The sequence below is a fragment of the Mycobacterium sp. IDUB_17 genome, from assembly GCF_055419465.1.
In genome coordinates this window covers 736,876-758,594 of the sequence record NZ_JBVAXS010000002.1, presented here as the reverse complement: position 1 = coordinate 758,594, position 21,719 = coordinate 736,876, and the positions used below count along the sequence as shown (strand labels likewise).

At 66.3% G+C, this 21,719-nt stretch carries 17 protein-coding genes; 8 read left to right on the top strand and 9 right to left on the bottom strand.

Features of this window, described 5'->3' with window-relative positions; all coding sequences use genetic code 11:
* Positions 1 to 11: 11 nt before the first annotated feature.
* The gene (locus tag ACZYZ7_RS10780) at positions 12 to 2,054 is read left to right on the top strand and encodes a prolyl oligopeptidase family serine peptidase (RefSeq protein WP_450072007.1); all 2,043 of its coding nucleotides are present in this window, start codon (positions 12 to 14) and stop codon (positions 2,052 to 2,054) included.
* Positions 2,055 to 2,135: 81 nt separating this feature from the next.
* Positions 2,136 to 3,362 (top strand): neutral zinc metallopeptidase, encoded by a 1,227-nt coding sequence (locus ACZYZ7_RS10775; RefSeq protein WP_463740897.1) that lies wholly within the window; start codon positions 2,136 to 2,138, stop codon positions 3,360 to 3,362.
* A gap of 3 nt (positions 3,363 to 3,365) precedes the next feature.
* On the opposite strand, the gene ACZYZ7_RS10770 is transcribed toward ACZYZ7_RS10775, so the two are convergent.
* The gene (locus tag ACZYZ7_RS10770) at positions 3,366 to 4,421 is read right to left on the bottom strand and encodes an NAD(P)H-dependent amine dehydrogenase family protein (RefSeq protein WP_450072009.1); all 1,056 of its coding nucleotides are present in this window, start codon (positions 4,419 to 4,421) and stop codon (positions 3,366 to 3,368) included.
* A 216-nt stretch (positions 4,422 to 4,637) separates the two neighbouring features.
* Here ACZYZ7_RS10770 and ACZYZ7_RS10765 point away from each other — a divergent pair, with 216 nt between their 5' ends.
* Positions 4,638 to 6,566, top strand: a complete 1,929-nt coding sequence (locus ACZYZ7_RS10765) for a peptidase (RefSeq protein ID WP_450072010.1) — start codon at positions 4,638 to 4,640, stop codon at positions 6,564 to 6,566.
* Positions 6,567 to 6,569: 3 nt separating this feature from the next.
* Here the strand turns inward: ACZYZ7_RS10765 and ACZYZ7_RS10760 are convergent, their stop codons facing one another.
* The 5 genes from ACZYZ7_RS10760 to ACZYZ7_RS10740 form a co-directional block, all read right to left on the bottom strand.
* Positions 6,570 to 7,415 carry a hypothetical protein gene (locus ACZYZ7_RS10760; protein ID WP_450072011.1) on the bottom strand — a complete coding sequence of 282 codons (846 nt, stop codon included), beginning with the start codon at positions 7,413 to 7,415 and terminating at the stop codon, positions 6,570 to 6,572.
* A 37-nt stretch (positions 7,416 to 7,452) separates the two neighbouring features.
* A complete protein-coding gene (gene ppk2 / locus ACZYZ7_RS10755) occupies positions 7,453 to 8,310 on the bottom strand; it encodes a polyphosphate kinase 2 (protein ID WP_450072012.1) in 858 nt (285 codons plus the stop codon).
* A gap of 73 nt (positions 8,311 to 8,383) precedes the next feature.
* Positions 8,384 to 9,913 (bottom strand): aldehyde dehydrogenase family protein, encoded by a 1,530-nt coding sequence (locus ACZYZ7_RS10750; RefSeq protein ID WP_450072013.1) that lies wholly within the window; start codon positions 9,911 to 9,913, stop codon positions 8,384 to 8,386.
* Positions 9,914 to 10,128: 215 nt separating this feature from the next.
* On the bottom strand, positions 10,129 to 10,716 hold the full coding sequence (locus ACZYZ7_RS10745; protein ID WP_450072014.1) for a phosphatase PAP2 family protein: 588 nt from the start codon (positions 10,714 to 10,716) through the stop codon (positions 10,129 to 10,131).
* Positions 10,698 to 11,216, bottom strand: a complete 519-nt coding sequence (locus ACZYZ7_RS10740; protein ID WP_450072015.1) for a mycothiol transferase — start codon at positions 11,214 to 11,216, stop codon at positions 10,698 to 10,700. Before ACZYZ7_RS10740 ends, ACZYZ7_RS10745 begins: the two co-directional genes overlap by 19 nt.
* Before the next feature lie 55 nt (positions 11,217 to 11,271).
* Here ACZYZ7_RS10740 and ACZYZ7_RS10735 point away from each other — a divergent pair, with 55 nt between their 5' ends.
* Both ACZYZ7_RS10735 and ACZYZ7_RS10730 read left to right on the top strand, forming a co-directional pair.
* On the top strand, positions 11,272 to 12,795 hold the full coding sequence (locus tag ACZYZ7_RS10735; RefSeq protein WP_450072016.1) for a serine/threonine-protein kinase: 1,524 nt from the start codon (positions 11,272 to 11,274) through the stop codon (positions 12,793 to 12,795).
* Positions 12,795 to 13,286 carry a hypothetical protein gene (locus ACZYZ7_RS10730; RefSeq protein WP_450072017.1) on the top strand — a complete coding sequence of 164 codons (492 nt, stop codon included), beginning with the start codon at positions 12,795 to 12,797 and terminating at the stop codon, positions 13,284 to 13,286. Before ACZYZ7_RS10735 ends, ACZYZ7_RS10730 begins: the two co-directional genes overlap by 1 nt.
* 3 nt (positions 13,287 to 13,289) lie before the next feature.
* On the opposite strand, the gene ACZYZ7_RS10725 is transcribed toward ACZYZ7_RS10730, so the two are convergent.
* Positions 13,290 to 13,682: a VOC family protein gene (locus ACZYZ7_RS10725; RefSeq protein WP_450072018.1), complete on the bottom strand. Its 393-nt coding sequence runs from the start codon at positions 13,680 to 13,682 to the stop codon at positions 13,290 to 13,292.
* Positions 13,683 to 13,769: 87 nt separating this feature from the next.
* Between ACZYZ7_RS10725 and ACZYZ7_RS10720 the strand changes: the two genes are divergently transcribed.
* Both ACZYZ7_RS10720 and ACZYZ7_RS10715 read left to right on the top strand, forming a co-directional pair.
* Positions 13,770 to 15,503 (top strand): N-acyl-D-amino-acid deacylase family protein, encoded by a 1,734-nt coding sequence (locus ACZYZ7_RS10720; RefSeq protein ID WP_450072019.1) that lies wholly within the window; start codon positions 13,770 to 13,772, stop codon positions 15,501 to 15,503.
* 43 nt (positions 15,504 to 15,546) lie between these two features.
* Positions 15,547 to 15,927 carry a hypothetical protein gene (locus ACZYZ7_RS10715; protein WP_090516059.1) on the top strand — a complete coding sequence of 127 codons (381 nt, stop codon included), beginning with the start codon at positions 15,547 to 15,549 and terminating at the stop codon, positions 15,925 to 15,927.
* A gap of 136 nt (positions 15,928 to 16,063) precedes the next feature.
* Here ACZYZ7_RS10715 and groL read toward each other — a convergent pair whose 3' ends face one another.
* Positions 16,064 to 17,686: a chaperonin GroEL gene (gene groL / locus ACZYZ7_RS10710; protein ID WP_135458564.1), complete on the bottom strand. Its 1,623-nt coding sequence runs from the start codon at positions 17,684 to 17,686 to the stop codon at positions 16,064 to 16,066.
* A gap of 435 nt (positions 17,687 to 18,121) precedes the next feature.
* On the opposite strand from groL, the gene ACZYZ7_RS10705 reads away from it, so the two are divergent.
* Entirely contained in the window at positions 18,122 to 19,873 is a 1,752-nt protein-coding gene (locus tag ACZYZ7_RS10705; protein WP_463740896.1) for an outer membrane protein assembly factor BamB family protein, read from the top strand.
* Between the two features lie 5 nt (positions 19,874 to 19,878).
* Here ACZYZ7_RS10705 and ACZYZ7_RS10700 read toward each other — a convergent pair whose 3' ends face one another.
* Positions 19,879 to 21,672, bottom strand: coding sequence for an outer membrane protein assembly factor BamB family protein (locus ACZYZ7_RS10700; protein ID WP_463740895.1), 1,794 nt, complete (start codon positions 21,670 to 21,672; stop codon positions 19,879 to 19,881).
* Positions 21,673 to 21,719: the final 47 nt, after the last annotated feature.

Sequence of the window (21,719 nt, the reverse complement as noted above, 5' to 3'; positions counted from 1 at the left end):
TGTCGTCAGTGGTGTTGTCCAGCTCACAGTACGCGCGCGGTCACAATGGACGGGTGGCGAACGACCCTTACCTGTGGCTTGAGGACATCACCGGCGACGACGCGTTGGCGTGGGTGCGGGCGCACAACGAGCCGACGATCGCCGAGTTGAGCGGCGACCGTTTCGAGGCGATGCGCTCCGAGGTGTTGGAGATCCTCGACACCGATGCGCGGATCCCCTATCCGGGCCGGCGCGGTGAGTATCTGTACAACTTCTGGCGCGACGAGGCCAACCCGCGCGGCCTGTGGCGGCGCACCACACTGGAGAGCTACCGGACCGACGATCCGGACTGGGATGTGATCCTGGATCTGGACGAGCTGGCGCGCGCCGAGGACGAGAACTGGGTGTGGGCCGGGCCCGAGGTGATCGAGCCGGAGCACACGCTGGCCATGATCAGCCTGTCCCGGGGCGGCGCCGACGCCACTGTGGTGCGCGAGTTCGACATGCGGACAAGGGAATTCGTTTCCGGAGGATTCGAGCTGGCCGAAGCCAAGTCCTCGGTGTCGTGGGAGGACGAGGACACCCTGCTGGTGTGCACCGACTTCGGCGAGGGTTCGATGACCGAATCCGGGTATCCGCGGATCGCCAAGCGCTGGCGCCGTGGTCAGCCGTTGGCCGACGCCGAGACGGTGTACGAGGCCGAGCCGACTGATGTCCGGGTGATCGCCTCGATCGACCGGACCCCGGGCTTCGAGCACACCCGGTTGGGCCGTTACACCGACTTCTACCACCGCATCCGCTACGAGGTGCGCGACGGCGAGCTCATCGAACTCAAGGTCCCGACCGACTCGTCACTGTCACTGCACCGAGAGTGGCTGCTGATCTCCCTGCGGACCGACTGGCAGGTGGGTGAGGTCACCTATCCCGCGGGCGCGCTCCTGGCCACCAAGTTCGACGATTTCCTGTCCGGCACAGCTGATCTCGCGATGATCTACGAGCCCGACGAGCACAGCTGCCTGTCGAGCGTGCAGTGGACCAAGGACAAGCTGATCCTGATCACGCTGCGCGATGTCGCCAGCCACGTCGAGGTCGTCACGCCCGGGACGTGGGAACGCAGGGACGCACCGGACATCCCGCCGGCCGCCGATACGATCGTCGTCGACATCGACCACCTCGGTGACGAGGTCTTCTACAACTCAAGCGGATTCACCACTCCGTCGCGGCTGCTGTACGGCACCGCAGGCGGGTCGCTGGTTCAGATCAAATCCGCACCGGCGTTCTACAACGCCGACGGCATCGGCGTCGAGCAGTTCTTCGCCACCTCCAAGGACGGCACGAAGGTCCCGTATTTCGTCGTCGGGCGCCGCGACGAACCGAGCCCGACCTATCTCTACGGCTACGGCGGGTTCCAGAATTCGCTGACCCCGGGCTACATCGGCGGGGTCGGCCGCGGCTGGCTGGAGCGCGGCGGCACGTACGTGCAGGCCAACATCCGCGGCGGTGGCGAGTACGGCCCGGGCTGGCACAAGCAGGCGATGCGGGAGAACCGCCATCTGGTGTACGAAGATTTCGCCGCGGTCGCCGCCGATCTGGTGCGCCGCGGCATCACCACGGTCGAGCAGCTCGGCGCGGCCGGCGGCAGCAACGGCGGGCTGCTCATGGGCGTGATGCTGACCCGCTACCCGGAGCTGTTCGGGGCACTGGTGTGCAGTGTGCCGTTGCTGGACATGAAGCGTTTCCACCTGCTGCTCGCGGGCGCGTCATGGGTGGCCGAGTACGGCAACCCCGACGATCCGGCTGACTGGGAGTTCATGGCGGAATACTCGCCGTACCAGAATATTTCGGCCTCGGCGAAGTATCCGCCGATCCTGATCACCACCTCGACCCGGGATGACCGGGTGCATCCCGGGCATGCCAGGAAGATGACCGCGGCGCTGGAGGCGGCCGGGCATCGGGTGCTGTATTACGAGAACATCGAAGGTGGCCACGGCGGCGCGGCCGACAACAAGCAGTCCGCGTTCAAGGCGGCGCTGACCTACGAGTTCCTCTGGCAGACGCTCGGGGACCGCACCTAGCGGAAGTTTGCCCGGCGCTGAGCCCACTCGTGCGAAAACTCGCGCACGCGCGGGCTCGGTCCGGGCAGTAACGTACTCGAAATGCAGTCGTGGGGTCCGTTCGGTCCGCCGCCCAAGTCCTGGGGCGATGATCCCTTCGCTGCGGGCGCCGACCCGTTCGCACGGGCCAAATCGGACAACGCCAAGCCCGCGGATCCCCGGGTGTCGACCCCGGATCCATGGGCCACCGCGCCAACGGGGCCGCCCATGCCACCGCAGCATCAGCCGGGCCATGCCGACCCCTGGGGTGGGCCATCCCCCGCGTATCCGGCCCCGTTGCCAACACCGAAAAGCGCTCGACGACCGGCCGACCTGATCGGTTCGGCCGTCGCCGTCGTCGTCGTGCTCGCGCTGATCGCCGCAGGAGTCGTGGTGTTCAAACAACAGGGCAGCACCAGCGCCAGCGAGCCGGCCAGCCCCGCAGGCGCAGTCCCCACCAGCGAACTCACCTCCACACCGTCCTACACCGCCACCACCACACCTCCCCCGACCACCACCAGTGCAATGCCCCTGCCCACCGGCGAGGCCGCATTGGGACAAAACCGGATCTACGCCAACTTCGACGCCGGCCTGACCAAACAGCCATGCAACCCGGTCGGCTGGCCGAGCGACGCGGTGGCGGCTGAGATCTTCTACCAGGCGGCCCTCCAGTGCTTGGAGGCCGCGTGGAAACCCGTCGTGACGGCCGCAGGTTTCGAGTTTCGGAACGTGACGCTGTCGGTGCCGACGGGCGACGTCATGACAACGCCATGTGGCACCTACTCGACGAGCCCGGGCCAGAACCCCGCCCGCTACTGCTCTGGGCAGCTTCCGCAGGGAACCCTCAGCGAAACCATCTATATGCCACTTGCCGGAATGCCGGCAGATCGATACGGCGACAAGGCGATCATCTACCTGTCGATGCTCGCCCATGAATACGGCCACCACATCCAATCGCTCCTCGGAACAGGGAGTGAGGAGAGCAGACAGAGGGACGCGGTGGGTGAACAGTCCGAGCAAGGGCTGGAGTTGACGCGCCGCTACGAATTGCAGGCACAGTGCTTCTCCGGCATGTTCATCGGTTCCATCGTCGACACCGGAGGACGATTCACCGTGGCCGATTACCAGATTGCGCTTGACGACAACGCGACCCGTGGCGACTGGAATCCGAGCGCGCCTCGTGACCACGGATCAAAGGCACACTTCAGCGGTTGGTGGGATCAGGGCTACCGCGAGAACAAGATCGGACAGTGCAACACCTGGCTCTCGCCCTCCAGCGACGTGTCGTAGCGGCTAGCGCCCGTCGAGCACTCCACGTCCGGTGATCATCGGTAGGTCCAGGAAGGTCCGGATCCCGGGGGCGGCCGCGCACACCGGTGCGATCGCGTGCACCGCGTGCATCGCTGTGCCCAGGCAGCCCTGCTCGGTCTCGTCCTCACCGTGGTTGGCGATACGGGATCTGAGCTCCATCGACGGGTTGCCTTCGACGGTGACGTGCCAGCCGCGCCCGGCCGGCCAGTCGGGTGCCTGATCGTCGCCGAGGCGGGTGATGTGTTCGACGGTCAGGGCGGGTCGGCCGCCGACGACGGCAGTGTAGGAAAATCGTTGAGCGGAAACAGTTCCAGACTCGATACGGCCGGACTTGATGTCGAACGCCTCGGCCGCGACGGCGACCTGGCGATCGAAGATGAAGTCGTCGATGGTGGCGCCGAGCCCCTCGGCGAGCAGCATCAGCGGTGCCTTGAAGGTCAGCCCGGCCAGCGCCGGATCGGCCATCGGCACCGGTTCGTCGGGCCGCTTGCCGAATCCCATGATGTCGAACATCATCTCGGGGCTGTCGTAGGTGCTGTAATCCATCAGCTCCTGCACCAGCAGGGTGTCGATGCGTTGAAACAGCCCCGACATCGTGAGCGGTAGAACCTCTGCGGCCCAACCCGGTTCGATTCCGGTGGCGTGAAAGGAGGTCTGTCCCTGAGCGCAGGCCGCCTCCAGCTTGTCCACCACGCGCTGCCCCATGCTCAGGGGGTAGATGAGTCCGGTGACCGCGGTGGACACCACGTTCTTTCCCGAGGCCAGCAGTCGGCAGATGTCGTCGACCGCGCCCATCGGGTTCATCTCGCCCTGGGGCATGTAGAGGACGCAGTCCGCGTCGGCCGCCACGATCTCGTCCCGATCGGCGGTGGCGGTGACGCCGATGCGGCCGATCCCGCAGATCTCACCGACGTCGCGGCCCGCCTTGGTATCGCTGTAAACCAGCGCCCCGACCAACTCAAGCTCGCGGTGGGCCTGCACCGCGGCGATCGCGTGTTTGCCGACGGATCCGGTGGCCCACTGAATGACACGCAGCATGCTGTGGAGGTTACTGTAATGACGACAGTCAGTTAGCGGATCGCCCGGTATTTAACGGGTGGGTCACAAAACGCTGACGATGGATACCGGTCCCTATCTCCGCTCACACCGTCGTGGGTAATCTGCCGGTCGGGCAGGAGGGGGTCGGTATGTGCTGCGCATCTGCCTGGTCCGCACTTGGGTAAGAACTCGGGAATCGCTACCAGGAGAAGATCTTTGAAATACCTGTCAGTACTCCTCACAGTTGTGCTGACCGCCCTGAGCGCCGGGCCGGCAATGGGTACGGCCACCGCCGATCCCACGCAGACGCGCTACTCCCTGGTGAACGGCTGCTACATGATCGATACGCCGACGGGCCCGCTGGCCCCAGCCTCCGGGCCGTATCGGATGCAGGCGACGGCGCTCGGCGAATACCTGCTTTACGGCCGGAACCGCGAGATCCTCAATGCTTTGCCGCCACAGTCGGTAGTTACGACGACGACGCCGACATGGACCTCCGTATGGCGCGTAGATGGTTCGGGCGCAACCGGATTCACCCTCACCAATACGGCCACCAGGACCAGTGGGCCCGTCACTTTCGTGCCCGCGACCGGCTGCGCGGACTACCCCGAAGCCAACGACGGAACCTCCGGCGCCCCGGGCCCGAGCGTCGGCCCGGACGGGTCGGTCGTGGGAACGATCGACCCGCATGTGCATGTCACCGCCTACGAATTCATGGGCGGCAATTTCCACTGCGGCCGCCCGTGGCATCCCTTGGGAGCACCGTTCGCGCTACCCGACTGTTCGCGGTACCGGACCGGAACCAATGGCCTGGTCGCCAGTTTCCTCGACTACGGCGAGCCGTTCAAAGCCTATGACAAGCGCGGCTGGCCGACCTTCCGTGACTGGCCGAAGCCGTACGTGCTCTCCACCGAGAACACCTACTGGACCAGTATTCAGCGGACCTGGAAGGCCGGTCTGCGCATGATGACCGTCGACCTGGTCGACAACGAGTCACTGTGCATGCTGATGACTGATCGCCGAAACCGTTGCGACGACATGGCTTCCGTGCGTACCCAGGCCGCAAGCCTGCGCGCCCTGCAGGACTACATCGACGCCCAGGCCGGCGGCCCCGGGCAGGGCTTCTTCCGCATCGTCACGGATCCCGCGACCGCGCGCCAGGTCGCGGCGTCCGGAAAACTCGCGGTGGTGATGGGCATGGAGCTGTCCGACCCCATGGGCTGCGGCGTGATCCTGGGCCAACCGAAATGCGGGCGAGCCAACGTCGACCGCTGGCTCACGGAACTGCGCAACCTCGGCGTCAGCAGCTTCTTCCCCATCCACAAATTCGACAACGCCTTCGGCGGCACCAAGATGGACCCCGAGGCCACCGGCCTGCTGGTGAACGCCGGCAACTTTCTGCAGACCGGCACATTCTGGAATGTCCAGTCCTGCACCGGTCCCGAGTCCGACAGCACTCAACTCTCGGTGCCGCTGGCCGGCAACGTCAACCAGTTCCTGGCCCGCCTCACCGGCCCCCTGACCGGAGGCGCGCCGCTACCGCTCTACGCCGCCGGACCACACTGCAATGTCCGCGGTCTCACCGACCTGGGCAGGTACCTGATCAACGCGATGATCGACCGGGGCTTTCTCCTTGAGGTCGATCACATGGACGAGGTCACCGCTGACCAGGTCATGACGATCGTCGAACAGCGTCAGTATCCCGGCGTCGTGTCCTCCCACAGCTGGGGCTCGACCCGCACCATCCAACGCGTCTATGCCGTAGGCGGTTTCGCCACGCCCTACGCCGGCGGCCCGGGCGGCACCATCGGAGCCTGGCGCCAGGCCCGTGCCATGTACCGGCCGAACGCCGATTTCGGCTTCGGCTTCGGCTCCGATTCGAATGGCCTTGCGCCACAGGGCGGACCGCTCGGCGCCGGCGTCGTCAATTACCCCTTCACCTCGCACGACGGCAAAGTGACCTTCGACCGGGAACGGTGGGGCGACCGCATTTTCGACATCAACGCCGATGGCACCGCGACCTACGGCAGCTACGCCGACTGGCTCGAAGCGATCCGCGTCCTCGCCGGCCCGGAGATGATGACCGACATGTTCCACGGCGCCGAGGTCTACCTGCGGCTGTGGGAACGCGTCCGGGGAGGCTAGACGTCAGTCGCGACGCCGCAATCCACCGAGCAGCGCCACGACGATCCCGAACACCACCAGCGCACCGCCGGCGGCCAGGGTCAGGTTGAGCCATTGGTGCAGGCTGGCGATGGCATGGCCGACCATGGCGTCGGCGATCTGCCGGATGTCCCCGCTGGTGTGGTTGAGCGCCTCGTTGAGATAGCGTCGGCCCACCTCCAAACCGGCCCAGCCGGCCGCACCCACCAGCAACGCGGAAATGCCCAGTGCAGCAAGGGTTTTACCGCGAGCGCGGGCGGCAGCCAACGTCAGCAGGGCGAAGACGCCCGCCAGAACCGTCACCCCGACACTGACCCACGGACCCCACACCGCCAGCGGACGCAAGATTCCGGGCCGCAGACTGTCCGGCGCCGTCGAGGCGATGGGGACCGTAAGCGTTTGCGGCACTTCGACACCGAAATCGGACAGGGATTTGCGGAAGGAGGCATCCGAGAGCATCGGGGCCAGGTCGATCACCCAGCTGCCGTTCTCGTTCCGGGACAACCGGTCGGTGAACATCCAGGTGTGCGCGAGTTGGTTGGCGAGGGCGAACTGCCCGGGGAAGTCCGGGCCGGTGGTGTAGGCCCCTGCCGCAGCGCGGATCCGCCGCGAGTCCACGTCCGCCCCGCTCTGCGCGGCCAGGGACTGCACCTGGGTGGTCAGTTCGCCGGCCACCGCCTGCTGCAGCTGCGGATCCTCGGCCGCGGCCGTGGCGAACGCCGAGTAGCCCTGCTGGTCGATGATGTTCTTCTGGACCCACGCCGACGGCACCGCGGCCGCCAGCAGGATCGTCGTCAGCACCCACAGGAACAGCGTCATGACGAATCGCACGCCGTCCTCCTAGTTCTCAGGCGGCGGCCGGAACTGCTCAGTCCGACAGGGCACGCCCCACGATCAGCGGATCGGCGTGGCCGACCACGTCAAAATCCTTGTTGTCGTAGTCGAACTTACCGAGCACATGACGCATGGCGTTGATGCGGGCGCGTTTCTTGTCGTTGCTCTTGACCACGGTCCAGGGCGCCATTTCGGTGTCGGTCCAGGCGAACATGTCTTCTTTGGCCGCGGTGTAGTCCTCCCACTTGTCCAGCGACGCGAGGTCGGTGGGTGAGAGTTTCCACTGCCGCACCGGGTCGACCTGGCGGATGGTGAACCGGGTGCGCTGTTCGGACTGCGTGACGGAGAACCACAGCTTGGTCAGGCTGATGCCGTCGTTGACCAGCATCTGCTCGAACAACGGGGCCTGGCGGATGAATTCGGCCTGCTGCTTGGGCGAGCAGTAACCCATCACGCGTTCCACCCCGGCGCGGTTGTACCAGGAGCGGTCGAATAGCACGATCTCACCGGCGGCGGGCAGGTGCTGCACGTAGCGCTGGAAGTACCACTGGGTGCGCTCTTTTTCGGTCGGCTTCTCCAAGGCGACGACGCGGGCCCCGCGGGGGTTCAGGTGCTCCATGAACCGCTTGATGGTGCCGCCCTTGCCTGCGGCGTCACGGCCTTCGAAGACGATGACGTGCCGCAACCCGTTGCCCTGACTCCACTTCTGCAGCTTCAGCAGTTCGATCTGCAGCAGGCGCTTCTGCTCCTCGTACTCCTGACGCGACATGCGGTCGGAGTACGGGTAGTTCTCCCGCCAGGTGTCGACGACCTCGCCGCTGGGTTCCAGCAACAACTCAGGGTCGTCATCGTCGTCGTCACGGACCGCGTAACCGGTGATGTCGAGAGTCACCGGCCGACGGTATCCACCCCGGCGAACACGAAGGTGTCGCCGGGGTGAACGCCCGGTAGGTCCTTACCCGGCCTTACTTGGACTTACGGCGCGGACGTGCCAATGCCAGCTTGGTCATCAGCTTGTTCATCCGGGCGGTCGCCTTCTCCGAGTTGTTGTAGTAGCTGCCGCCGGCACCCACGTTGGTGCGCGGCACCACCACGGTCTCCTGCTTGCAGAATTTGCGCACCCCGTCGAGGCCGCCGAAGCGGGCTCCGATGCCCGAGGTCTTCCAGCCGCCCATCGGGGCCGTGGTGCACATCAGGTTGGAGATGACGTCGTTGACGTTGACCGCACCGCAATCCAGCTGCAGCGCAATCGCCTTGGCCCGCTCGACATCCTTGGAGAACACCGCTGCGCTCAGCCCGTACGGGCTGTCGTTGGCCAGCCGGACGGCTTCCTCCACCGAGGACACCTTCATGATCGGCAGCGTCGGCCCGAAGGTCTCTTCGGTCATGCAGGCCATCGAGTGGTCGACGTCGACGAGCACGGTCGGTTCGAAGAAGCTGCCCCCGCCTTCGGTTCGCTTGCCTCCGGTCAGCGCCTTGGCGCCGGCGGCAACGGCCTCATTGACGTGGCGTTCCGTGATCGCCACCTGGCTCTCGTCGATCTGGGAGCCGAAGTGGTAGCCCTCGCCGGTGCCCATCTTGAGGTTCTCCACGGCCTTGACGGTGGCGGCGACGAACTGGTCGTAGACGGGGTCGAGCACATAGACCCGCTCGGTCGACACACAGGTCTGACCGGCGTTGAACATCGCACCCCACACCGCGGCGTTGGCGGCCAGCTCGACGTCGGCGTCTTCCAGCACGATCATCGGATCCTTGCCGCCGAGCTCCAGGCTGACCGGGGTCAGGCGCCGTGCGGCGCGCTCCATCACCTTGGCGCCCGTCGCGCTGGAGCCGGTGAACTGGATGTAGTCGGAGTTGTCGATGACGGCCTCGGACACCGCGCGCGCACCCTGAGCCAGGGCGAACACCTCGGGCGCGCCGGAATCCAGCCAGCCGCGCAGCAGCACCTCGGCGGTCAGCGGGGTGCGCTCCGACGGCTTGAGCAGCACCGCACATCCGGCGGCCAGCGCGCCGATGGCGTCCATCATGGCGTTGGCCACGGGGTAGTTCCACGGCGCGATGATCCCGATGACCGGACGCGGCCGGTAATGCACGGCGATCTTCTTGATGGACAAGAAGGGCAGCGGGGCCGGGCGGGAGTCCGGCGCCATCGCCTTCTCGACGACCTTGATGTAGTACGAGAGGATCATGATCAGCAGCGGGACCTCTTGTGCGGCGTCCATGGCCGACTTGCCGGTCTCGGCGATCAGGAGCTTCTCGATCTCGTCGCGGTGGTCCCCCAGCCACACCGCGTAGCGGGCCAGCACCTTGGCGCGGCCTTTGGCGCCGCGGGCCTCCCACTCCCTCTGAGCTTCCCGCAGCCCGGCCGCGATGCGCGGCACGTCGGCGGCGTCGGTCCAGGTCACCTGGCCCGCGACGGCACCGGTCGCGGGGTTGTGAATGGTGCCGGAACCCGTGAACTCTCCGGTCCGATCTACATCTGGCGTCGCTGTCATGCGGCCTATGTTAATCACCGTTTGTGACCCACGTCGCATTGGGGTTGACACCTGTCAAGTACGGCCTGCGATGGACTTTTCGCCGACCCTGCGCCCGGATCGCCCGAACGCCGGAATTTGCGATCTGAACGCAGGCTCGAGGCGATCTCGACGAGCCGCGCAGTGGGTGGCGGCCCCCATCGTCACCCACTGCGCAGCCCGCGACAGGTGATCGCTCAGCGAAGATCGGGCGAAGCGCCGTTCACCGGGTCGAATTGCCCCTGGCGGGCGAAGATCGCGGCGATACACACCACCGAAGTGCCCAGCAACACGCCGCCGACGGTGTCGGTGAAGTAGTGAAACGTCGTCGCCAAACCGAAGATGCCGAGCAGGACGACGATGACCGCGACCGCCAGCGCCCACAGTCGCATGTACGCCACCAGCACGAGCATCCCCGTCACCGTCACGAGGAACGTGGTGTGGCCGCTGGGATAGGCCAGCGCCCCCTCTTTCTCCCTGCCGAAGAGGGGCTTGATGAACCGCACGATGGTGATCGCCAGCAGCGGGCTCACCACCATGGCGACCGCCAGTCGCTTTCGCTGCTGCCGCACGGCCACGACGATGCCGATCACCAACGCGACAGCCACCAGGGGCGGATCGGTGAACAGGAGGAAGACGATCCTTCGCCGGCCCATCTCATGGCCGAGCGCCTGAAACCACTGGTCGATCGAAACCGGAGCGCCATGAACAGCCCAACCGAGCAGCACCATGCATGCCAGGGCGATCGGTGGCCACCACCGGGCAATCAAGGGATGATGCCGCACAGGTACGCCGCCTGGCCGAGGTGCTGAGCGCAATCGTCGACGATGCTGACCAGGCGCGCGCTCGCCGTCACCGGCGGATCCCACCGCGTATCGACGATGCGGCCGAGCTCCTCGGACGTCACACCGGCGATGTAGGCCAGCGTCACCTTGTGCACGGCGAGGTAGTAGCCCGCCAGCAGTTCGGCCGACGCGTGCACCTTCGCAACGTCTTCGGGGCTGTGCCCGTACCCGATGTCGTCGGCCGGCAGGTCGAGCCCGAAGCGATCCTTCCAGCCATCACGGATCCACACCTGCTCGATCCCGGCGATGTCACACAACTGCAGGTCCTGGCAACGGGCGCTGTGCCAGATGAGCCATGCGATGCTGTTGGCCTGCGGGGTGGGCCGGTAACTAGAGGCCTCCTCGGTCAACCCCTCGGTGAGATCGTCGACGTGCTCGATGAGCCTCGTGAATGCGTCGCGCAGCAATTCTCGGACGGCATCGGAATCAGCGGCAGCCATGGCCTCGACGCTACTCGCGAACCGCCTCGTCACCGTCCCGACTACGATCACGCACATGGCGTTGAATTCCGGCGACGTGTTCGCCGGGTACACGATTCAGCGTCTACTCGGCTCAGGCGGCATGGGCGAGGTGTATCTGGCGCAGCATCCGCGCCTCCCCCGCCAGGACGCCCTCAAAATCATGCCGGCCTCGCTGACCGGTGACGCCCAGTACCGCGACCGGTTCAACCGCGAGGCCGATATCGCCGCCTCGCTCTGGCATCCCCACATCGTCGGCCTGCATGATCGCGGCGAGTACGAGGGGCAGCTGTGGATCGCGATGGATTACGTCGACGGCACCGACGCCGCTCGACACGTGCGTGAGGGGCATCCCGGGGGCATGCCCCTGCCTGAGGCCGTCGAGATCGTCACCGCCATCGCCGAAGCACTCGACTACGCGCACGAGCGCCACCTGCTCCACCGCGATGTCAAGCCCGCCAACATCCTGCTGACCGGACCGGAAGCCGCTCGTCGCCGAATTCTGTTGGCCGACTTCGGCGTTGCCCGCCGGATCGACGACATCAGCGGGATCACCGCCACCAACATGGCCGTGGGCTCCATGGCCTACTCCGCCCCCGAGCAGCTACTGGGGCAGACGATGGACGGTCGGGCCGACCAATATGCCTTGGCCGCCAGCGCATTTCAGCTCCTGGCCGGGCACTCGCCGTTCTATCACTCCAATCCCGCCGTGGTCATCAGCAAGCAACTCAACGAGCTCCCGCCGAGCCTGCGCACCATTCGTCCGGAACTGGCCCACCTGGACGAGGTGATGCTCAAGGGCATGGCCAAGGACCGCGATGCCCGCTATACGCGGTGCAGCGATTTCGCGAAGGCACTCGCCGACGCCCGGGCGACCGCCCCCGTTACGCAGCGGCCTCCCGCGCCACAACCGGTACCACCACAACCGGTTTCGCCGCGGCCGGTCTCCGCCGAGCCCCCACGGATCATCGCCCCGACCTTCACCGCACCCGGCCCCCCGGTGGTCAATGCGCCGCACCACTCCCCCACCTGGTCGGGGCCCAGCCCGATCCCGCAACCGCGCATCCCTCAGAAGCGCAGCGCTGCAAGGGTTGTGGTGCCGACCGTGCTGGCGGTACTGCTGGTGTGCGCCCTCGGCTTCGCGACCAGCCAGTTCGTCCGCGCCACCCCAGCGCCGCGCAGCACGCCGTCGTGGCAGCCGTACGTCGAGGCCGCGCAGACTTTCGCGCTGCACACCGTGACCGTGAGCGCGGACACCGTCGACACCGATCTCGCGGCGATCATGGCCGGCGCCACCGACGAGTTCCGCGCCAACCTGAAGGACCAGGCGCCGCAGATCAAACGCAAGGCTCAGGAATTGGGCGTCAAGACCGACGGAACGGTCACCGGGGCCGGCGTCGAATTGTTGTTCTCCGATGAAGCGGTCGTGCTCGTCACCGTCGACACGAAGGTCACCGTCACGAGCAATCGGGTCGGCGTGGTTTCACTGCAACGGGTGCGGGTCACCGTCGAACATGTCGACGGCAGCTACAAGGCCTCGAAGCTGGAGTTCGTGAACTGATGGGAACTCGCACCCGAGGCTGGACGCTACTGGTCGTCGCCCTCGTCGTCGGCATCGTCGTGACCGTCGGCCTGGGTTCCTGGCAGCTGTCGGTCAAGAGCCGGCCGGCGCCGGCACCCATCGCCGACGACGACCATGCGCGCGAGCAGGTCACCGAGTTCGTGGGCACCAACGTGGTCAAGGTGCTCAGCTACACCCCCACGACCAGCCGGGCCGACATCGACGCGGTCACCGAACTGCTGACCGGCGCAGCGGTCGACGAGTACCGCAAGACGATCCGCACCAAGCCGGACAAGGTCACCCAGACCGCGACGGTCCGCAACACGGGCGTGGAGTCGTTGAAGGCCGACGAGGCCACGGTGGTGGCGTTCGTCGACCAGAAAACCGAGACCGCGGGTGGCGGGCAATCGACCAAGGATGCGTTGGCATACCGGGTCAGCCTCACCCGCGCCCACGGCGACTGGCTGATCTCGGAATTGGAACAGCTCTAGCGGCTACTGCGCTGCGGGTGCCGCCCCATGGAAGACCGCCTCGACATTGTTGCCGTCGGGATCGCGGACGAACGCGCCGAAGTAACCGGGGTGGTATTCGGGCCAGAGCCGCGGCGCATGCAGCGACTCGGCTCCCAGTTTCAGCGCGGCGTCGTAGAACGCCGCGACCGCGTCCACGCCTGCGGCCTGGAATGCCACGTGGATTTCCCGGTTGGGGCCCTTGGCATCGCCGGCGTTGACGTCGGCAATCCAGAAATCCGGCTTGCCGTCCATGCCATAGCCGACGACCATGCCGAAGTCGAGCTGCCGGGTGTAGCCCAGCACGCCCAGCACGGTGTCGTAGAACTCGGCGGACTTGGTGAAATCGGTGCAGTTGATGCCGAAGTGATCGATCACGTCCCGATCCTGGCATGGCCCACCGACATGCAACGAACTTTGGCGTACCCCATAGGCATACGCGCATCGTCGTCGTAAGTTAGTTAGATGAGCTATGACCTGTGCATCCGCGGCGGCACCATCGTCGACGGCCTCGGTGGCGACCCGTATGTGGGTGACGTCGCCGTGCGCGACGGCGTCATCGTCGAAGTGGGATCCGTGACCGGGACTGCCGAACGTGAGATCGACGCCACCGGTCTCTTGGTCACCCCGGGTTTCGTCGACCTGCACACCCACTACGACGGTCAGGCGATCTGGTCGGACCGGCTCAACCCGTCCTCGGCACACGGGGTCACCACGGCCGTGATGGGTAACTGCGGCGTCGGGTTCGCGCCGTGCCGCGCCGACGATCACGACGTACTGGTCGATGTGATGGCCGGCGTGGAGGACATCCCCGGGGTCGTCATGGTCGACGGTCTGCCCTGGACGTGGGAGACGTTCCCCGAATTCCTCGACGCGTTGGGGTCTCGCCAGCTCGATATCGATGTGGCGGCCTTCCTGCCGCACTCCCCGTTGCGGGTGTACGTGATGGGCCAGCGCGGCATAGATCGAGAGCCAGCGAACACGGAAGATCTGGCACTCATGCGCAAGCTTGCCGCCGAGGCCGTGAACTGCGGCGCGCTGGGATTCGCCTCGTCGAGGCTGACGATCCACAAGACCGAGAGCGGCAGGCCGATTCCCAGTTACGACGCCGGCTATGCCGAGATCGAGGCGATCGCCCGGGGCGTCGACGACGCCGGCGGCGGACTGATCCAGTTCGTGCCCGATCTGGTCGCAGGCGACTACGAACCGGCACTGCAGACGGTGTTCGACGTCGCGGCCGACGTGGGACTGCCCGTCACGTTCACGCTGGCGGTCGGCAATGCCGGGCCGCCGTTCTTCGAGGACGCGCTGCGCATGGTGGAGAAGGCCAATACGAACGCTGCTGCACCTGATCCCGTCGTGACCGCCCAGATCTTCCCCCGGCCGATCGGACTGGTCCTCGGTCTTGAGCTGTCCGGCAACCCGTTCGTCCTCTACCCGAGTTATCGCGAGATCGCCCACCTGCCGCTTGCCGAGCGGGTCGCGGAGATGCGTAAACCCGAAGTCCGCCAACGGATTCTGAGTGATTCGGCGGCCAGCGACGGGCATCCGCTGATGTTCGCGGTGCAGGCCTGGGACTACATGTATCCGTTGGGCGAGCAGCCCGACTACGAGCCCGACCCGTCGAACTCGATCGGTGCGCGGGCCCGGGCCCGCGACGTCGACCCTCTCGAGGAGGCTTACGACCGCCTGCTCGACGACGACGGGCACGCCATGCTGCTGGTCACGCTGGCCAATTTCCGCGACAACTCCCTCGACACCGTCGCCGAGTTGATCCGACGCGACGACGTCATACTCGGCCTCGGCGACGGTGGCGCGCATTACGGGATGATCTGCGACGCGAGTTTCCCCACCTACCTACTGACGCACTGGGTACGGGACCGTGGCAACGGCATGCTGAGCGTGGCGGATGCCGTCCGGGAACTGACCTCGGTACCCGCCAGGGTCGCCGGGCTCGCCGATCGCGGTCGAATTGCGTTGGGCTACAAGGCTGATCTCAATGTCATCGATCACGCGGCGCTGCGGTTGCACCGGCCGGTCGTCGCCTACGACCTGCCCGGCGGCGGGCGTCGCCTCGACCAGACCGCAGACGGCTACGTCGCGACTGTCGTGTCCGGTGAGATCATCGCCGAGAACGGTGTGCCGACCGAGGCGCGCCCCGGTCGTCTGGTCCGAGGCAAACAACCCGCACCCATGTGACAGGTCCGCCACGACGCGGCGCCAACAGAACTATTCTCACGTCATGAGCGTGAAAGTGGATCTCAACCAGCTGGCCGACAAGCTGGCGGACTACACGTTCGCCTACCTCGTCACGGTCGACGACAACTACCACGCACACACCGTCGCGGTGGAGCCACACCTGGTCAACGGCGTGATTCACGTCGGCCCGGTCGGAGGGCACACCCGTAGAAACCTCGCGTCCCACGAGCACGCGACGCTGGTCTGTCCGCCGCGTCAGCCCGGTGGGTATTCGTTGATCGTCGACGGGCGCGGGCAAGCGGGTACCGCCGGGGACGAGACGCATCAGATCGTGCCCAGCCGCGCGGTGCTGCATCGCAAGGCAGCGCAGCCCGGCCCGCCCGGTCAGTGCGACAGTGACTGCATCGTCCTCTCGGAGAACTGATCTCGACACAACACGTCGCCGCGCCGAGTGGCCAGTTATCTCACGCAGCTGGCCTCCGAGCGTGCAATAACCGGCCACTGGACACGAAAAGGCCCGACTCGCCAAGCGAGCCGGGCCTTCACGTAAAGAGCAGGACTTAGAAGTCCATACCGCCCATGCCACCGGTCGGGTCGGCCGCGGGGGCCGACTTCTCCGGCTTGTCGGCGACGACGGCCTCGGTGGTGAGGAACAGCGCCGCGATGGACGCCGCGTTCTGCAGCGCCGAGCGGGTGACCTTGACCGGGTCGGCAACGCCGGCGGCCAGCAGGTCCTCGTACTCACCGGTCGCGGCGTTCAGGCCGTGACCCGCGGGCAGGTTCGACACCTTCTCGGCGACGACGCCCGGCTCCAGACCACCGTTGAAGGCGATCTGCTTCAGCGGGGCCGACAGCGAGACGCGCACGATGTTGGCGCCAGTGGCCTCATCACCGGTGAGCGACAGCTCATCCAGAGACGGAGCCGACTGCAGCAGTGCCACGCCACCACCGGCGACGATGCCCTCTTCGACGGCAGCCTTGGCGTTACGCACGGCGTCTTCGATGCGGTGCTTGCGCTCCTTGAGCTCCACCTCGGTGGCAGCGCCGGCCTTGATCACCGCAACACCGCCGGCCAGCTTGGCCAGGCGCTCCTGCAGCTTCTCACGGTCGTAGTCGGAGTCGCTGTTCTCGATCTCGGCGCGGATCTGGGCGACACGGCCCTGGATCGCGTCGGCATCGCCGGCACCCTCGATGATGGTGGTCTCGTCCTTGGTGACGACGACCTTGCGAGCGGTGCCCAGCAGTGCGACATCGGCGGTCTCCAGCGAGAGGCCGACCTCTTCGCTGATGACCTGGCCACCGGTGAGGATGGCGATGTCCTGCAGCATGGCCTTGCGGCGGTCACCGAAGCCCGGAGCCTTGACGGCCACAGACTTGAAGGTGCCACGGATCTTGTTGACCACCAGGGTCGACAGGGCCTCGCCCTCGACGTCCTCGGCGATGATCAGCAGCGGCTTGCCGGACTGGATGACCTTCTCCAGCAGGGGCAGGAGGTCCTTGACGGTCGACACCTTGGAGCTGACCAGCAGGATGTAGGGATCCTCCAGGACGGCTTCCTGACGCTCGGCGTCGGTGACGAAGTAGCCCGAGATGTAGCCCTTGTCGAAGCGCATGCCCTCGGTGAGCTCCAGCTGGAGCCCGAAGGTGTTGCTCTCCTCGACGGTGATGACACCCTCGTTGCCGACCTTGTCCATGGCCTCGGCGATCAGGTCACCGATGGACTGGTCACCGGCGGAGATACCGGCGGTGGCAGCGATCTGCTCCTTGGTCTCCACCTCCTTGGCGCTCTTCAGCAGCGTCTCGGTGACCTTCTCCACGGCCTTCTCGATGCCGCGCTTCAGACCGAGCGGGTTGGCGCCGGCAGCGACGTTACGCAGACCTTCGCGAACCAGGGCCTGGGCCAGAACGGTGGCGGTGGTGGTGCCGTCGCCAGCGACGTCGTCGGTCTTCTTGGCGACCTCTTTGACCAGCTCAGCGCCGATCTTCTCGTACGGGTCCTCCAGCTCGATCTCCTTGGCGATGGACACACCATCGTTGGTGATCGTGGGGGCGCCCCACTTCTTCTCCAGGACGACGTTGCGACCCTTGGGGCCCAGCGTCACCTTTACCGCGTCGGCGAGGGCGTTCAGACCCCGCTCGAGGCCGCGACGGGCCTCTTCGTCATACGCAATTGTCTTAGCCATTGCGAAGTGATTCCTCCGGATAGGGGATCGCACGTTCATTGGTCGGGTTCAGTGCCCGCGACGGACGACTGGGTGTGCTCCCGCAGGTGCGGCCCCGGTCTCACTGTCCCGACCTAGCACTCACTGATCGAGAGTGCCAACTGCATTCTTAGCACTCGACCAGGGTGAGTGCAAGGTTGTCGGGTGCTTGCTCCGGCTTCCCGCCTACGCCCGTGGCGAAACCCCTGCGGACCGCCCCGTCGCCACCCACATCAGCTACGCGTCGTATGGGCTACGCGTCGCCGATTTCTACCTCAGGGCCGTTCCCGGCGCAGTCTGGCGACCCCTGGGTAGAAAACGGTGGCAGTCCACCGAGGATGACGTACCGACCGCCGCGATTTTCCGCCCTGATGTGGCCCGACGCTGTGGCAGAGTCTGGCCCGAGGGGGTAGCTGAGTGAGCGACGAGACGAGTACCGGCGACGACGAGCGCAGATCCACGGTGACACGGGTGGGCCGGTTGGCCATCGCCCTGAGCGTGGGTCTGGCGCTGGGAGCGATTGGGCTCGCCATTTATGCCTACGCGGCCCGGGTCCCAGCCGGGCAAACCGCGACCTACCTGGCTCCCGCGGGCCACCTACTGCTGATCTCGATGGTCGCCGCATGCGTTGTCGGCGCCGCCACAATCCTGCTCGGCCTGCGAGCCATCTCCGGCGCCACCGTCGGTGGCCGTTCATCGGCACTGCTCGCGGGAACCGTCGCGGCCGCGGCCTACGGCTTCATCGCCCTACAACCCGCGCAGCTCGCTTTGTTGATCTCGGGGCCGGGCGCGCGTCCCGTCGTATTGATCGCGCAGATCTCCTGGGTGGTCCTTGTGTGTGCGGCCCTGTTCCTGCTCGCCGGTGTCACGTCCGCATCTCCCGACTCTGCGCGCAGGCCCGGCCCGGCCGCGTCCGGCGGACTGGCCGCCACCGGCGTCGCCCTGGCCGCCGTGGCCGGCATCGCGGTGACGTCGGTCAGCGGGGTCGGCACATCCTCGGCGACCACAACCGATCGGGTGGCAATACCCGCCCTGCCCACGTCCGTCGGAACGAATGTGGCCTACACGGTGAAGGTCGACGCGCAGAGGGTTCTTCCGGCCGGGCCCGGATTCGTCAGCACCGCTGATGGCGCCGTCATCGGTTTCGACGGGACAACCGGCGCTCAACGCTGGCGCTTCCCGACCGCGGACCTTCCCAAGCGTTGCGGTGACGTGTCGTTGTGGTCGACCGGGATCGCCGATGACGCGGTGGTGATCGTGCAGTGCACTCGACCGCCGAATGACCCCGCCCTCGACAGCTACACCAACGAGGGCCGGAATCACGTCGCCTTCCTGGTCGGCCTCGATGCCACGACGGGCGAGCAGCTGTGGATCAACGACAGCGACTGGCGCTTGCAGGGCCGGGCCAATGCCGACGGTGACATCCTGGCGGCGCTGAGTCCCGGCCAGATCGGCGCACTGGATCCGAGGACCGGAAAACCGTTGTGGGTCAAGGACCGTCCCGATGACGACGACTGCAGTCGCAGCAGCTACGACGCCGTGGGCGGCAGACTGATCTTCGTCGACGCCTGCGGCGACAAACTGCACGTGTATGACGCGGATGCCGAGAGCACGATCGACCTCAGTCAACAGCCCGGTTTTCCAGCGGGTGACGTATCCACCGAGCTGGTCGCCGTCGACAAAGGCCTCGCCGTCATTCAAGCAGCGGGAGTCAGGATCATGGATGGCGTCCTTCTCATCGTCGATACCCAGACGAAGGATGTGCAGATTGTGCCGGGACCCTACGCACGCGGACCAGAGTCCGAGGCACTGATTCCGGGGCCCGTCCTCGAAATCGACAGGGACGGAAGCGCGCAGACAGTCACCCTGTACGTCCCCGCAGAGCGGCGCAGTGTGCACGTCACGGGTCTGGAGCTGTTCAGAGATCCTGCTGCGCAACGCTGGGCTCGGGTCGGCGATGAGTTCGTGACCGCGTCGGCCTATCAAGGGGATTTCGACGAAAAGGTGGCCACCGTATCGGTGGCCGGTGGGCAAGCGGCGCTGAAACCGAATCCGTGCGGCGACCGCACGGGTAGGGTCGTACCCGTTCCTGGAGCAGTACTGACGTTGTGCGCCAACGAGTCCGGTAACGGGTCGATCATCGGCTATGACGTACTCGGGCTGCGCTGAGGGCGTTACCGAACGGCGGCGACGGCATCCGACGTGCCACATTCGACAAGTACCGACCCGGGCACGAGGGAAACCGTCGGGGCGACTTGCATGCGGCCGTCGCACGGGTTGGGCAGCGTTTCGGCCGGCCCCTGCTTGCCGATGATGCGCATCGGGACCGGATCACGCGTCGACCCCACAGGCAGCGGCGCGAGTGGGGCGTCGGGCAGCAATGTCAGCCACTGGTCCCCGACCCGCGCCATCGCTCCCCAAGCCTCCTCGCGGCCTTGCCAGGCCAACAGCAGGCCGGTGTCGATGGTGACGCCATCACGCAGGTCGTGAATTGAAACCGGTTGCAGCTCTTCATGATTCTTGCTCACAGGGGTCAGCATGAGCGATTCCGCATCGATGAATATGGCGTCCCGATGGTCGGGCACCCGGACGATCACCCGGCCCGCTGCGACATCGATGACCAGCGGCGCGCCCGCGCCGGACACCAGCGCACGGTCGCCTGACGTGGCATCGATCCTCAGGCTGGAGTTCGTCTGGATCTCGCTGGGCTGAATACCGAGCGACGAGGCGGTGATCACGCCACGCTGCTGCCCGGTCTGCGGATCGAGCACCTGTGTCACCACGTCGGGACCGTCATCGCAGGTGCGCATCAGGATGAAATTCTCGGTGGCACGAATCGACGTCTTGCAGTCACGAGCGAATGTCTTGGCCCACAACTCATTTCCGGTTCGTGCCGCCAGGGCGGTCCACTTCATGCCACCGGCCGGGTCTGGGCTGCTGGTCAACAGCACGCTGGACGACAGGGGATAGTCCTCGTCGAACACATCATGATCCACCCGCGTCCACAACAGCGCTCCGGTGGTGGCATCGAGTGCGATCATCGCATCGGTGGGAATGTAGGCCTTCACCAGAACCACGCTGTCGGGCCCGATTCCAGTCGTCCGCAGTTCGCTGACGTTGAATCGGGGCACGCTGAACGTCCAGCGTCGCTCCCCTGTTGCGCCGTCGAAGCCCACGACGGTTTCCTGTCGGTACTCGGGGCCGTTCTCGACGTGTACCCAACCCGCGCCGCCGGGCCTGGAGTAGGTGGCCAGAGACGACACCTCGGCCCGGTAGGCAACCTTGCCGGTCAGAGTCTTCAGTGTGGGCGGATCGACGCGCTCGGCGGTCTCGTTGTGGAACGGTGAAGCTTTGGCCTGCACCAGCACTGGCACAACGCCGATCGCGGCGACGATGACGGCCGCTGCCGCGGCCACCCATCGGCTCACCGTGAGCGGGCGCGGTGCCGGGTGCGGCGGGTGACCGCGGTAGGCGAGAACGCACAGCAGCGCCAGTGCCGCCAGTGCCAGGCACGCGAACCACCAGGCGGCGCGCGCGACAGTGGTGACGGCGAACGGATCCAGCGCGAGTTGATCCTCTGCGGCGTCGCGGAAGGCGTTGGCGATGGTTCCCCGGCCCTGTGCCATCAATGCCGCCACAACGAGTACGAACAGCGCCGGGCTGGAGTAGGCCACGAACTTGGCCCGCCACCCCGCCGTCTGCCGGTATGCCCGCCCCACGACGATGTAGGTAACGACCAACACCAGGACGCCCACGCCGACGAATGTGGTCCGCCACAACACCGTCGTCAGCGACGAAAAGTCTTCCCCCAACGGCAGTTCCGGTGTGCGGTGCAGCCAACCCAACACAAGGCACACGACAGCGGCGATGAGCAGACCCAGCATCAGCCCGAGCAGCACAGCGGGTTGCCGATATGACTCTTTTTGCGTGCTGTCGATGACAGTTTCGTCGAGCTCCCCCGCGGTCACCTGTCAAACCTAACCCGTCCGGGAGTGGGCCCACCGCAAATGTTCAC